The organism is Streptomyces sp. NPDC056479, from assembly GCF_042795335.1.
Classification (GTDB): domain Bacteria; phylum Actinomycetota; class Actinomycetes; order Streptomycetales; family Streptomycetaceae; genus Streptomyces.
Window position 1 is genome coordinate 666,264 of record NZ_JBHTRZ010000001.1, and the last position, 13,249, is coordinate 679,512.

12 protein-coding genes are annotated in these 13,249 nt (G+C 69.8%); 8 read left to right on the forward strand and 4 right to left on the reverse strand.

From position 1 onward, the window contains the following. Nucleotides 1-2 precede the first annotated feature (2 nt). Nucleotides 3-833 carry a DUF1684 domain-containing protein gene (locus ACFQ6S_RS02990; protein ID WP_383402539.1) on the reverse strand — a complete coding sequence of 277 codons (831 nt, stop codon included), beginning with the start codon at nucleotides 831-833 and terminating at the stop codon, nucleotides 3-5. A gap of 525 nt (nucleotides 834-1,358) precedes the next feature. Here ACFQ6S_RS02990 and ACFQ6S_RS02995 point away from each other — a divergent pair. Then, on the forward strand, nucleotides 1,359-2,561 hold the full coding sequence (locus tag ACFQ6S_RS02995; protein WP_383402542.1) for a cytochrome P450: 1,203 nt from the start codon (nucleotides 1,359-1,361) through the stop codon (nucleotides 2,559-2,561). Nucleotides 2,562-2,604: 43 nt separating this feature from the next. On the opposite strand, the gene hutH is transcribed toward ACFQ6S_RS02995, so the two are convergent. Together hutH and ACFQ6S_RS03005 are read right to left on the reverse strand one after the other, a co-directional pair. Then, the gene (gene hutH / locus ACFQ6S_RS03000) at nucleotides 2,605-4,152 is read right to left on the reverse strand and encodes a histidine ammonia-lyase (RefSeq protein ID WP_383402545.1); all 1,548 of its coding nucleotides are present in this window, start codon (nucleotides 4,150-4,152) and stop codon (nucleotides 2,605-2,607) included. Beyond that, nucleotides 4,149-5,150 carry an ornithine cyclodeaminase family protein gene (locus ACFQ6S_RS03005; RefSeq protein ID WP_383402547.1) on the reverse strand — a complete coding sequence of 334 codons (1,002 nt, stop codon included), beginning with the start codon at nucleotides 5,148-5,150 and terminating at the stop codon, nucleotides 4,149-4,151. The genes hutH and ACFQ6S_RS03005 overlap by 4 nt, the downstream gene beginning before the upstream one ends. Nucleotides 5,151-5,335: 185 nt before the next feature. Here ACFQ6S_RS03005 and ACFQ6S_RS03010 point away from each other — a divergent pair, with 185 nt between their 5' ends. The 5 genes from ACFQ6S_RS03010 (at nucleotide 5,336) to ACFQ6S_RS03030 (ending at nucleotide 9,814) form a co-directional block, all read left to right on the forward strand. Then, nucleotides 5,336-6,490 carry an ATP-binding cassette domain-containing protein gene (locus ACFQ6S_RS03010; RefSeq protein WP_383402550.1) on the forward strand — a complete coding sequence of 385 codons (1,155 nt, stop codon included), beginning with the start codon at nucleotides 5,336-5,338 and terminating at the stop codon, nucleotides 6,488-6,490. Beyond that, nucleotides 6,487-7,152: an ABC transporter permease gene (locus tag ACFQ6S_RS03015; protein ID WP_383402553.1), complete on the forward strand. Its 666-nt coding sequence runs from the start codon at nucleotides 6,487-6,489 to the stop codon at nucleotides 7,150-7,152. Before ACFQ6S_RS03010 ends, ACFQ6S_RS03015 begins: the two co-directional genes overlap by 4 nt. After that, entirely contained in the window at nucleotides 7,149-7,838 is a 690-nt protein-coding gene (locus ACFQ6S_RS03020) for an ABC transporter permease (protein ID WP_383402556.1), read from the forward strand. The genes ACFQ6S_RS03015 and ACFQ6S_RS03020 overlap by 4 nt, the downstream gene beginning before the upstream one ends. 52 nt (nucleotides 7,839-7,890) lie before the next feature. Further along, nucleotides 7,891-8,826: an ABC transporter substrate-binding protein gene (locus ACFQ6S_RS03025; protein WP_383402559.1), complete on the forward strand. Its 936-nt coding sequence runs from the start codon at nucleotides 7,891-7,893 to the stop codon at nucleotides 8,824-8,826. Nucleotides 8,827-8,917: 91 nt separating this feature from the next. Beyond that, complete coding sequence (locus tag ACFQ6S_RS03030) at nucleotides 8,918-9,814, forward strand: LysR family transcriptional regulator (protein ID WP_383402562.1); 897 nt, start codon at nucleotides 8,918-8,920, stop codon at nucleotides 9,812-9,814. A 70-nt stretch (nucleotides 9,815-9,884) separates the two neighbouring features. Here the strand turns inward: ACFQ6S_RS03030 and ACFQ6S_RS03035 are convergent, their stop codons facing one another. Continuing rightward, nucleotides 9,885-10,655: an SDR family oxidoreductase gene (locus ACFQ6S_RS03035; protein WP_383402565.1), complete on the reverse strand. Its 771-nt coding sequence runs from the start codon at nucleotides 10,653-10,655 to the stop codon at nucleotides 9,885-9,887. 236 nt (nucleotides 10,656-10,891) lie between these two features. Here ACFQ6S_RS03035 and ACFQ6S_RS03040 point away from each other — a divergent pair, with 236 nt between their 5' ends. Together ACFQ6S_RS03040 and ACFQ6S_RS03045 are read left to right on the forward strand one after the other, a co-directional pair. After that, the gene (locus ACFQ6S_RS03040; RefSeq protein ID WP_383402567.1) at nucleotides 10,892-11,458 is read left to right on the forward strand and encodes a PadR family transcriptional regulator; all 567 of its coding nucleotides are present in this window, start codon (nucleotides 10,892-10,894) and stop codon (nucleotides 11,456-11,458) included. A gap of 72 nt (nucleotides 11,459-11,530) precedes the next feature. Next, a complete protein-coding gene (locus ACFQ6S_RS03045) occupies nucleotides 11,531-13,249 on the forward strand; it encodes an acyl-CoA dehydrogenase family protein (protein WP_383402569.1) in 1,719 nt (572 codons plus the stop codon).

Sequence of the window (13,249 nt, forward strand, 5' to 3'; positions counted from 1 at the left end):
GCTCACCGAGCGATCGGCTTGCGCTCGTGGGGGATCTTCTCGCCCGCCTCGATCGCGACCGGGAGCCGGTTCTCGGCGGGCGGCAGCGGGCAGGTCGCGAAGTCGGTGTAGGCGCAGGGCAGGTTGGTGGCGCGGTTGAAGTCCAGTACCACGCTTCCGCCGGGCCCCGGTGCCACGATCTGCAGGGCGCGATTGGCCGGGTAGGTGGTCACGCCGGAGGTGGCGTCGGTGAACAGCACCATGAGGCTGCCCGGTGTCTGACCGTTGAACGCGGTCAGGCCCAGTTCCCGGCCGTCGATCCGGAAACGGATCCTGCCGGGTGCGTCGTAGACGTGCTGGAGTCCCTCTACGGCGGCGCCCACGGTGGTCGGCCGCGGCTCCGGGAACGGCGTGTACGTGCCGGTGATCACCCAACGGGGGTCCGCCGCGTACGCGGGTGTCCCGGCGAACGCGGTGCGCAGCGGATGCTCCGGGTGCCGTGGCCGGAGCAGGTCGAGGCCGCCGCGCCTGGCGATCTCGATCACGGCATCGCCCCAAACGGCGTTGACCCCGCCGCGTTCCGGGATGACACCGAAAGCGTGCCGTCCGCGCACCACGGTGCCATCGATGACGAGTTCCTCTCCCTCGTCGAGCACGACGATGACCCCGTCGTCGCCCGCCGACCAGGTGCCCGGCGCACCGGGGAAGCGCTGGGGGTCGGGGGTCGGCCAGTGCAGGCCGGTGACGGCGAGGAATCCGTGCTCATGGGCGAGGGCGGAGTCCCTTCGCTGATGCCACGCCTCCCATTCGGCGGTGAAGGTGTCGATGCCGGTGGGCGAGTCCTGGACGGTCATGAGTACTCCTGTGGATGGCGCTGGTGGTCGGAGGGGGGTGGCGCGGGGCGCGAGCAAGGGTTGGGGTGGTGCGAAGAATGTCTCCGTCAGGGGTCGCCGCTCGCGAGCGGCGGTCTCGCGATCGCGCAGCTCCTGTGGGAAGAGGTCCGCCGCTGCCGGGGCCCCTACTGCGGTGAGGGAAAGCGGCCGGTGGCCGGCCGGGACACTGAGCGAGGTGCGCGACCGCTCCGGGTCGAAGCCGCCCATCTCATGAGCGTGCAGGCCCAAGGCGTGGCGTGGGCCTGCGGCGACATCGGTGCGAAAGTGCTGGTCGGACGCCGGAGGACGGAGTCAGCTCACGGCGGGACAACCCGTGGTGGTGACACGCACGTAGTCGACGTGGCGGCGGGTCACGAGCACGGTCATGGAGTCAGGTAATCACACGCTGCCATGGGCGCACCAGCTCAATCCGTCGGCGCGAACCGCGGCGATCCGAACCGGCAGGTGAGGCTGACCGACCCTTCTCGGGGGTATGTGATCCCGGGTATGGATCTTCCACTTGCACCCAGAGAATCGGACCACGGCTCCGCTTTCCCTCTCGGCGCCGCGACCACGCTCGCCGAACTCGCCGAGGATCCGCATCCCCGGTTGGCGCTGCTCCGTGCGCATGAGCCCGTGTCCTGGCTGCCAGAGCTGGGCGGTTGGCTGGTGACCCGTCGCGACCTCGCGCTCGGCGTGATGCGGGACGCCGCGACCTTCACCGTCGACGATCCCCGGTTCTCCACCGCACAGGTCGTCGGACCGAGCATGCTGTCCCTGGACGGCGACGAGCACACTCGGCACCGCGGGCCCTTCGCCGCCCCCTTCCGCCCTCGCGAGGTACATGACGGGTTCGCCGCGTTCATCGAGCGGGAGTCCGACCGTCTCATCGCCGCACTGGAGGCGGCGGGCGCCGGCGAACTACGCAGTGCCTTCGCCGGTCCGCTCGCCGTCGCGGTCGTGACCGAGGCACTTGGGCTGGTGGGCATCGACGCGGTCACTGTGCTGTCCTGGTACGACTCCGTCGTGCGGTCGGTCTCGGACATCACCGCCGGCCATGCGGCGGGGCCCGACGGCGCCGCCGCGTACGCGCAGCTGCGCGCGGCCGTGGAAGCCACCGTCGCCGACCAGGGAGCCCCCTCGCTTCTCGTCTCCGCTGCCAGGCAGCTGGATCTGCCCGAGGTGGCGTCCAACGCCGCGGTCCTGATGTTCGGAGGCATCGAGACCACCGAGGCGATGATCACCAACGCGCTGCTGCATCTCCTGCCGCGCCCCGACCAGCTTGCCCTTGTCCGGGGCGACGCCGGCCTGTTGGACGGTGCGATCGAGGAATCGCTGCGCCTCGAACCCGGCGCGGCCCTCGTGGACCGCTACGCCACCCGTGACACGGTCCTCGGCCCGGCCGCCATCCGTAAGGGTGAAGCGGTCACGGTCTCCCTGGCCGGCGCCAACCGCGACCCGGCCGTCTTCCCCGACCCCGACCGGTTCGATGTCCGCCGCGAGAACGCGCGGCTCCAACTGGCGTTCGCACACGGCCCGCACCATTGCATCGCCGCGCACCTCGCCCGCCTGGAGACCCGCATCGCCCTCCAGCACCTTCTCGAACGACTCCCCGGCCTGCGCCTCGACCAGGACTTCCCCACGACTCCGTACGGTCTGGTCTTCCGCAAGCCGCCCACCCTGCATGTGCTGTGGGACAGTCCTGCCTGACCGCACCTCGGAAGGGTCCAGTCGTCCAGGAACGGCCCGTTCGTCATGAACGTCCTCCCACCATGGTCGACACCCCTCCCACCACCGTGCGCAGCGCGCTCCGGACGTCGTCGGACCCCAGGACGCCCCGATGCACCGCCTCCACGTCCACCCCGCAGGGCCGGTCGTCGTCCAGGCGGGGCACGATCTCCCGGATCGCCCGGTGCAGTAGCCGAGGTCCGCGTCCCAACGCGGAAGGTGCGGCCAGGTCCACGGCCTGGGTGGCGACGACGGCCTCCGCCGCGAGCAACTGCCGTAGCCGGACGAGGATCGTGGCCAGCCGCCGTGCCCCGAGCGCCGCATTGGTCGAGTCGTCCTCGACGGCGTCCGCGCCATGGCGGGGGTCGGTGCACACGGGTACGGACAGCATGCGGATCTCGGCCACGAGTGCCTGTGCCGTCTTGGCCAGCGGTGCGAAGCCCGAGCGCTCCGGACCGTACCGCGAGAGATTGGCGGGCAGTGCGCTGACGGCGGGGTCGAGCAGCCGTCGCATGCGCTCGGCGGAGAGCGCCGCGGTCTGCGTCAGGGCCAGCGCGAGGGTGTCGAAGGCGAGGGCCAGGGCCGGGGTGTGGAAGTTGCCGGAGGAGAGGATCTCGCCCGTGTCGGGCAGTACCACCGGATTGTCGCCGCAGCCGTTGAGCTCCGGTCGGAGCGCTGAGTCGGCGAAGTCCAGCGCGGCGTGCAGTGCCCCGTGCACCTGGGCCGCGCAGCGCAGGCTGACGGGGTCCTGGACCCGGCGCGCGTGCCGGGGATCGCCCAGCTCACCGCCGTCCAGCAGGGCGAGCAGCTCGCCCGCCGCGCGGGACTGACCGGGGGCGGGGCGCAGGTCCAGTACCCGGGCGTCGAGTGGGCTTGTGTTCGCCCGGAAGCCCTCGTAGGTGAGAGCGGTGACCGCCTGGGCCAGCGTGAGCAGAGCGGCCGCCTCGTGCAGCGCGAGGGCACCCTGTCCGGCCGCCAGCGGGCTCGCGCTGCACAGCACATGTCCGTCCTTCGGGCCCAGTTCGGCAGGGGCGAGACCGGCCCGCCGCAGTGCCGTGCCGCCGTCGAGCACCTCGCCGGCCGACTCGGCCCTGCCCTCACCGATGACGACCAGGCCGACATGGGCCATCTGGCACAGATCGGAGGCGCCGATCGACCCCACCTCGGGTATCACCGGATGCACCCGCGCGTTGAGCATGGCGACCAGCAGCCGTGGGATCTCCGGACGTACGCCGCTGCCTCCGCCGGCGATGCCGTTGACGCGGGCGAGCAGGGCGGCACGTACGAGGGGGACGGGGAGCGGATCGCCGACCGCGTTGGCCCGCCCCCGGACGGTACGGACGCTGAACGCCTCGAGTTCGTCGCGTGGCAGTGCGTACGACGAGCGTGTGCCCAGGCCCGTCGTCAGCCCGTACGTCGGCACCTGGCGGTCGACGACGTCGTCGACGACGGCCCGCTCGCGGGTGAGGCGGGGGAGCACCTCGTCCGCCAGGACGGCCTCGGCTCCGTGGTGGGCGACGGCGACGACATCGTCGTAGGACAGGGTCCGTCCGTCGACGACGATCCGCGTCATGAGAACCGCAACTTCTGGCCGAGGCCGCGCTCTGCGGCCTTCTTCAGCATGGCCGCGCCCAGCGCGATGTCGGAGAGGGAGAGCCCGCGGTGCCAGAACAGGTTCGTCTCGTCGGCGCTTTCCCGGCCGGGCTTGCGGCCGGCGACGATCTCGCCCAACTCGGCGTGCAGATTGGTCTCGTCGAGTCTGCCGCTGTCGACGTGCGCCCGCAGCGCGCCGAACGGTCCGGCGTGCGCCTGGCCCCAGTCGTCGACGACGATCTTGTCCATGACGTCCGTGAGGGAGAGTTCGACGGCGCTGTTCGTTCCGTAGGGCACGACCAGGGAGCCGGGGCTGATCCACTCGGTCTTCAGCAGTGGCTCCGGGCGTTCGAGGCGGGAGGCCTCCACCACGATGTCCGCGCCTTCCACGCAGGTCTTCCAGTCGTCGGTCACGACCACGGGCTTGCCGAGCTCCCGCTGAAGTCGCTCGGCGAAGGCCTCGCGGCTCTCGGGGCGGCGCGAGTGGACGCGGATCTCGGCGAGGTCGAAGATCCGGTCGAGCAGGCGGACGTTCCAGTACGACGTGGCACGGGCGCCGATGTGCCCGAGCACCTTGGCGTCCGGGCGGGCCAGATGACGCGCCCCCAGCGCGGTGAGGGCACCGGTGCGCATCTCGGTGAGGACGGTGGCGTCGAGGAGGGCCACCGGCATACCGGTGCGCGGGTCGAAGAGGTTGAGCAGCGCCATCTCGGAGGGCAGGCCCTGCTTGTAGTTGTCCACGTAGTCGCCCACGGTCTTGACCCCGGCCAGCGCGAGGGGCGCCATGTAGCCGCGCAGGACATTGAAATGGCCGTTGAACGCGGGATCGGGCACGAGATGGACGCGCGGTTCGATGACCGTCTCGCCGCGGCCCTGGGCGCGCAGCCCGTCCTCGACGGCGTCGAGTATCTCGATGTCGGTCAGCTCGAGCTGTTCGATGTCCGAGCCGTTCAGGAAGGTGAACCAGACCGGTTCCATGGGGTGTCTCCCTTACGTCTGAGCTGGCCAATTGTGAGTGGCACATCAGTCGTGGAACGTGGGCATTTCGGGTGCCCCTGGCCTGATTTCGTACGAACGTAACACGGCGTTCACGGTGGGCCATTGACTGCCATTCACTCACTCGAAAATGTGCATACGCATATGCAGTCAGGTGAGGGGCAGCCTTGATCAAATTCGACGCGGTGAGCAAGAACTATCCGAACGGCACCACGGCCGTGGACGAGCTGTCCCTGGAGTTGGCCGAGGGCGGCATCACGGTCCTGGTCGGCCCCTCCGGCTGCGGCAAGACCACGACCCTGCGCATGGTCAACCGCATGGTGGAGCCGACGGCCGGGACGGTGAGCCTGCGCGGCCGGGACATCCGGGAGGTCAACGCCCCTGAGCTGCGCCGCGGTATCGGGTACGTGATCCAGCACGCCGGGCTGTTCCCGCACCGGACCATCCTCGACAACATCGCGACCGTTCCGCTGCTGCTCGGCTGGAGCCGGAAGAAGGCGCGGGCGCGGGCGGCGGAGCTGCTGGAACTGGTCGGCCTGCCCACCGAGATGGCGGGGCGCTACCCGAGTCAGCTCTCCGGCGGGCAGCAACAGCGCGTCGGGGTGGCCAGGGCGCTGGGCGCCGACCCGCCGGTGCTGCTGATGGACGAGCCGTTCAGCGCGGTCGACCCGATCGTGCGGGCGGAATTGCAGGCGGAATTCATACGGCTGCAGAAGGAGCTGCACAAGACGATCGTGTTCGTCACCCACGACATCGACGAGGCGATCAAACTCGGCGACAACATCGCGGTATTCCGAACCGGAGGCAGGCTCGCTCAGTTCGACACCCCCGAGCGGTTGCTCGCGCAGCCCGCCGACGACTTCGTCGCCGGATTCGTCGGGCAGGACCGGGGCATTCGCCGGCTTTCCTTCGTCAAAGCGGCCGAAGTGCCGCTGCGCGACGGTGCGGTGCTGCCGGCGACCTCCCCCGTGGCACGGGCCAGGGCGGCGGACGAGCCGTGGGTGCTGGTCGTCGACGACGAAGGGCGACCGCTCGGCTGGGCCGCGGTCGCGGAGCTGCCGCAGAGCGGCACCCTCGCGGACGCGCCTCTCGCCCCGCTCGGCCACACCTTCAGCCTCGTCGACGACTCGGCGCGGGCCGCCCTCGACTCGGCACTTCTGTCGCCGTCCCGGCTCGCGGTGGGCGTGGACGCGGACGGCGCGGTCGTCGGAGTCGCGGACGCGCATGAACTGTCCGCGGTGGCGGCTGCGGCCAAGGTGCCCGAAGCGGCGGCGACCGGGGACGTGGCCGTTGCCGGCAGCTCGGGCGGTGGCGAGCGATGAGCGACGAGGAACCGCTGGTCCGGTGGGACTGGATAGCCGACCACATCGGCGAACTGGCCGACCACACGGGAGTCCATCTGCGACTCGGCCTGCTGCCGGTGCTGTTCGGGCTGATCATCTCGGTGCCCCTCGGCATCCTCTGCCACCGCTGGCGATGGCTCTACGCACCGGTGCTGACCGTGGCCAACGTCCTGTACTCGATCCCGTCACTCGCCATGTTCATGGTCTTTGTCAAGTACACCGGGCTGACGGAACGCACCGTGATGATCCCGCTGACGCTCTACACGCTGTCGGTCCTGGTGCCCAACGTCGTGGACGGGCTGGCCTCGGTCCCCGAACCGGTCCGCCAGGCGGCCACCGCGCTGGGATTCGGCCCGGTACGCCGTGTCGTCCAGGTGGAGCTGCCGATCGCCGTACCCGTCGTCATCGCCGGCGTACGCGTCGCCGCGGTCTCCTCCATCAGCCTCGTCGCCGTGGGACAGCTGATCGGACAGGGCGGGCTCGGCTACTACATCACCCGTGGCCTCCAGCTCGACTTCCCGACCCCGATCGTCACCGCGATCGTGCTGATCATGCTGCTCGCGCTCACCACCGACGCGCTGCTGGTCCTGGCGCAGCGGCTGCTCACCCCCTGGTCCCGGAGCAAGGTGACGGCGACATGAACGATCTCCTGAACCAACTCGGCCTCGTGGGCGACTGGTTGACGTCCTCGAAGCAGTGGCACGGCGCCGAGGGAATCCCGCAGCGGCTCCTGGAGCACCTCACCTACAGCGGCCTGTCGCTGCTGTTCGCCGCCCTGATCGGACTGACGCTCGGGCTGCTCGTCGGGCACACCGGCCGCGGCGCGTTCGCCGTGGCGGGCGTCGCCAACCTGGCGCGGGCGATCCCCACCTTCGGCCTGGTGGTCCTCGTCGTCACGCTCGCCGGGCTCAGCACCACCCCCGTACTGGTCGCGCTGGTCGCGCTCGCGGTCCCGCCGATCCTCATCAACACCTTCGAGGGAGTCCGGGGCGTGGACCCCGCCACCAGGGATGCCGCGCGCGGAGTCGGCATGACCGAGTGGGAGGTCCTGGTGCGGGTGGAGGTGCCGATGGCGCTGCCGCTGATCCTCCTCGGACTCAGGGTCGCCGCGATCCAGGTCGTGGCCACCGCGACCGTCGCGGCCTATCCAGGTCTCGGCGGCCTGGGGCGCTTCATCGTCGACGGGCTCTCCCGCAACGACTACGAGCTGGTCATCGGCGGCTCCACCGTCGTGGTCGTGCTGGCGCTCGTCGTCCAGATCCTGTTCACCGCGCTGCGGCGCGTCATCGTCTCGCCGGGCCTCAGGGTCGCGGCGACCAAGTCCTGAATTCTTTGCGAAGTTTGTTCCGAGCCCTCGGGCTCCGAGAAAGGAAACACCCATGCGAGGTATCCACCGCGGCGCCGCCTTCGTTCTGATCGCAGCCCTGTCGCTGACCGCCTGCGGCGGCTCCGGCGAGAGCGACGACAACCCGCTGACGGGCGGCGGCGGCGACGGCGGCGACGGCAAGTCCATCGTCGTCGGCTCGGCGAACTTCCCCGAGAACCAGCTGCTCGCCGAGATCTACGCCGAGGCCCTGGAGGCCAAGGGCCTGAAGGTGACCCGCAAGTTCGACATCGGGGCCCGTGAGGTCTACTACGACCAGGTGGTCAAGGGCGGCATCCAGGTCTTCCCGGAGTACAACGGTGCCCTGCTGGCGACGGCGGTCGACAAGACCAGCACCGCGACCGGCACGGAGGACATCAACGCCGCGCTGAAGAAGAAGCTCCCGTCGTCGGTGGAGATCCTCGACTCCGCCGAGGCGCAGGACAAGGACTCGGTCACGGTCACCGCCGAGACGGCCGAGAAGTACGACCTCAAGACCCTCGCCGACCTCGAGCCGGTCGCCGGGAAGTGGACGATCGGCGCCGGCTCGGAGTTCAAGACCCGTGCGCAGGGCTGGATCGGTCTGAAGAAGATCTACGGCGTCGAGTTCGGGAAGTTCCAGCCGCTCGACGCGGGGGCCCAGAGCACCCTGCTGAAGCTGCTGAACTCGGACAAGGTACAGGCCGCGAACATCTACACCACCGATCCCGCCATAGTCGAGGACAAGCTCGTGGTGCTGGAGGACCCGAAGAACCTCTTCTCCTCGCAGAACGTCACGCCCCTGGTCCACAAGTCCGCGGTCAACGACACGGCCAAGGCGGCGCTCAACGGCGTCTCGGCCAAGCTCACCACCGAGGACCTGCTGGACATGATGAAGAAGCTCGTCAATGACAAGGAGGACGCAAGCACCGTCGCCAAGGAATGGCTGACGAAGACCGGCCTCGCGAGCTGACCACGGGAATCTTCGCCGGCGGGACGGAGTTGCTTCCACAACGATTTCAAACGGGGGACCGCGGTCCTGCGCAGTAAGGGAACGGGAGCCGATGAGCCTTCGTCAGTACGAGTACGCCCTGGCCGTTGCCGAAGAGGGCTCGGTGACGGCGGCGGCGGAGCTGCTGCACGTCGCTCAACCGTCGGTGTCCCAGCAGATCCGCGGCCTGGAGCGGGAACTCGGAGTGACCCTGTTCGCCCGCACGCCGTCCGGACTGGTGCCCACCGTGGTCGGCCGGGCGTTCCTGCGGGAGGCCGAGATCGCGGTGAACGCGGCGCGGCGGGCGAGGGCGACGGCGCGGGCCGGGGCCGATGAGCTGGTGGGCGAGCTGGTGGTCGCTGCGCAGATGGGCTTCGGCACGCGCCAACTACCGGGCGCGTTGGGCGCGCTGCGTCACCGCTTCCCGCGGCTGGAGGTCACCGTCTTCGAGGAGCCGAGCTACGCCGAGATGGAGCGGCTGTGCCGCCGGGGCGTGCTGAACCTCGCCCTGATGGCAGCCTGCGAGCGGAGCCCCGCCGACGCCCACCACCTCGGCGACGAGGAATTCGTCGTGGTGCTGGGCGCCGGGCACCGGCTGCTCGCCGCGGACCGGGTCGAGCTGCGCGAGCTGGAGGGGGAGCCGTGGGTCAGGTTCGACCGAGACAGCGCGCTCGACGCCGTACTGCTGAACGTGCTGCGGGACAACGCCCTGACCCCGAACACCGTCGCCCGCGCGTCCCAGACGGCGACGGCCGTGCGCTGGGCCGCCCACGGGCTGGGGGTGACACTCGTCCCGGCCTCCGCGGTCCCTCACGGTCACGAGCACCTCGCGCGCCCGGTGTCCCCGGTCGTGTCCCAGCCCGTCATCGCCGTGCTCCGGCACGGCACGGGCCCGGCGGAGACGGCCCTGCTCGAACTCCTGCGTAAGGAGAGCTGGTCCGAGTCCGCTTTCTTCTCACCGGTGTCCTGACCGCCGAGAAGAAGGCGGGCGCCGCTGAATTCGTGTTGACGAAACCGGCCTTCCGGAATTCCGACGGCACTCAACCCCTGGGGAATTCGCCGCCGTCCACGACGAGATTGCCGGCGGTCAGCCAGCTCGTCCGGTCCGACGCGAGGAACAGCACCGCGTGGGCGATGTCGTCGGGCTGACCGTCACGCCCCAGCGGAGGGGTGTTGGTGGCCTGGCCGGGCCCCGCGTCCAGACGCGCCCACTGTTCCCGCGTCGCTTCGCCGCCGGGGGTGGCGGTCCTGCCGGGAGACACCGTGTTGACCCGGATTCCGAACGGGGCGAGCTCCGCGGCCAGTCCCCGACTGTAGTTCTCCAGCGCCGCCTTCGCCGCCGTGTAGTGCAGGAACGGCGGTGGCGTGGGCGGGACCGCGGCCGAGGAGACGTGCACGATCACTCCCGAACGTCGTTCCCGCATCCCCGGTGCCAGCAGCGAATCAAGCCGCACGGACGCCAGGAAATTGAGATCCAGCGCGTCCTGCCACACCTCGTCGGGGATGGCCAATGCTCCCTTGTACGGTTGCGCCCCACCCACGTTGTGGACCAGGACGTCCACCCCGCCGAGCACCTCCTGCGCGGCCGTGGCGAGCGCCTCCGAGCCTGCCCGTGTCCGCACGTCGGCGGCCACGAAGGTGGCCCCCTCCGGCACCGTGTCCGTCGCCGACCTGGCAGTCGTGAGCACCTCGGCACCGGCGTCCAGGAGTTGGCGCACGACGGCCGCTCCGATTCCGCGCGTACCACCCGTGACCAGGGCTCGCTTTCCCGCGAGTTCTCTCATTCCCGATGCATTCTCGATCGTCGTCATATCGCGGTCCTCTCGATGCGAAATTGCCTGCTCGGCCAAATAAGGCTTGACGTGTTTCACCGTATGGGCGGGAAAGAAAGAGAGGCAAAGACGAATAGTCAGCAGGTGCTATAGGGAACTCCTATGGCGCGACGGCGAGGACCGCGGACCACAGCCCGCCGCCGCACGGAGTGAGCCCCGTCTCACCCGGGCAGCACCCCTTGGCTATGCAACGAGTTGCATATGAAGATCGGGGGATGGCGCTCGAGCACGCGATCCTCGTCTCCCTGCTGGAGAAGCCGGGTTCCGGCTATGAGCTGGCCCGGCGCTTCGAACGGTCCATCGGCTACTTCTGGACCGCCACGCACCAGCAGATCTACCGCGTTCTCAAGCGCATGGAGAGCGACGGCCTGCTCGCCGTCCGCGGGTTGCCGCAGCAGAGCCGGCCGGACAAGAAGGAGTACTCCGTCGTGGGTCCCGGCCGCGCCGCCCTCTCTGAGTGGCTGCACGAACCGATCGAACCCGAGAGCGTCCGGCACGACCTCGCCGTGAAGATCCGCGGCGCGGCCTTCGACGACCCGTCCGTGCTGATCCGTGAGGTCGAACGGCACCGCCAGGTGCACAGCGACCGGCTCGCGCACTATCTCGCCGGAGAACTGCGCGACTTCACCGGCCCGACGGCCCCCACCTCGCTCGACGCCGGTGAGGAGCTCCAGCATGTCGTGCTGCGCGGTGGCATCGCGTACGAGCGGATGACGATCGCCTGGCTCGACGACGTGCTCGCCACCCTCCGCCGGCTCGGCACGCCACACCCGCACACCTGAGGAGCCGGCGACCACCGCCCGCGCTCCGCGACCTCCATTCCCTCACCCTCAACCCTCGGAAGGCGGACCTCCATGGCCGACTCCCTCCTCTTCAACCCGCGCACGTACGACCCGGCCCAGTTCGACCCCGAGACCCGCAGGCTGCTGCGTGCCACCGTCGACTGGTTCGAGGAGCGCGGCAAGCGCAGGCTCATCGAGGACTACCGCTCCCGCGTCTGGCTGGCCGACTTCCTCGCGTTCGCCGCCAAGGAAGGGCTGTTCGCCACCTTCCTCACCCCGGCGTCCGCCGCCGGCCACGAGGACCAGCGCTGGGACACGGCCCGGATCGCCGCCCTGAACGAGATCTTCGGGTTCTACGGTCTCGACTACTGGTACGCATGGCAGGTGACCATCCTCGGTCTCGGACCGGTCTGGCAGAGCGACAACGCGGCGGCTCGCACCCGTGCCGCGGAACTCCTCACCCAGGGCGAGGTGTTCGCCTTCGGCCTCTCCGAGAAGACCCATGGCGCCGACATCTACTCCACCGACATGCTGCTGACGCCGGACGGCAACGGCGGCTTCACGGCGGCGGGTTCCAAGTACTACATCGGCAACGGCAATGCCGCCGGGCTGGTCTCGGTCTTCGGCCGACGCGCCGACATCGAGGGCCCCGACGGCTACGTGTTCTTCGCCGCCGACAGCCGTCACCCGGCCTATCACCTCGTGAAGAACGTGGTCGACTCCTCGAAGTACGTCAGCGAGTTCCGCCTCGAGGACTACCCGGTGAGCCCGGACGACGTCCTGCACACGGGCCGCGCCGCCTTCGACGCCGCCCTCAACACCGTCAACGTCGGCAAGTTCAACCTCTGCACCGCCTCGATCGGCATCTGCGAGCACGCGATGTACGAGGCCGTCACCCACGCGCACAACCGCATCCTGTACGGCCGTCCCGTCACCGCCTTCCCGCACGTGCGCCGCGAGCTGGCCGACGCGTACGTCCGCCTCGTCGGCATGAAGCTGTTCAGTGACCGCGCCGTCGACTACTTCCGCTCCGCCTCGCCGGACGACCGCCGCTACCTGCTCTTCAACCCGATGACGAAGATGAAGGTGACCACGGAGGGCGAGAAGGTCATCGACCTGATGTGGGACGTGATCGCGGCCAAGGGCTTCGAGAAGGACAACTACTTCGCACAGGCCGCCGTCGAGATCCGGGGGCTGCCCAAGCTGGAGGGCACGGTCCACGTCAACCTCGCGCTGATCCTCAAGTTCATGCGCAACCACCTCCTGAACCCCGCCGAGTTCGCGCCCGTGCCGACCCGCCTCGACGCGGCCGACGACACGTTCCTCTTCGAGCAGGGACCGGCCCGTGGCCTGGGTTCCGTGCGTTTCCACGACTGGCGCCCCGCCTACGACGCATACGCCGGAGTGCCGAACGTCGCCCGCTTCCGGGAACAGGCGGACGCCCTGTGCGAGTTCGTCACCACCGCAGCCCCCGACGAGGAGCAGAGCCGCGACCTCGATCTCCTCCTCGCCGTCGGCCAGCTGTTCGCGCTGGTGGTGCACGGCCAGCTGATCCTGGAGCAGGCCCGCCTGACGGGCCTGGACGAGGACGTGCTCGACGAGTTGTTCTCCGTCCTCGTCCGCGACTTCTCCGCCTTCGCCGTCGAGCTGTACGGCAAGGACTCCGCCACCGCGGATCAGCAGAGCTGGGCGCTCGGAGCGGTCCGGCGTCCCGTCGTCGACGACGCGCGTTCGAAGCGCGTCTGGGAGCGTGTCGAGGCACTGTCCGGGGCGTACGAGATGGCGCCCTGA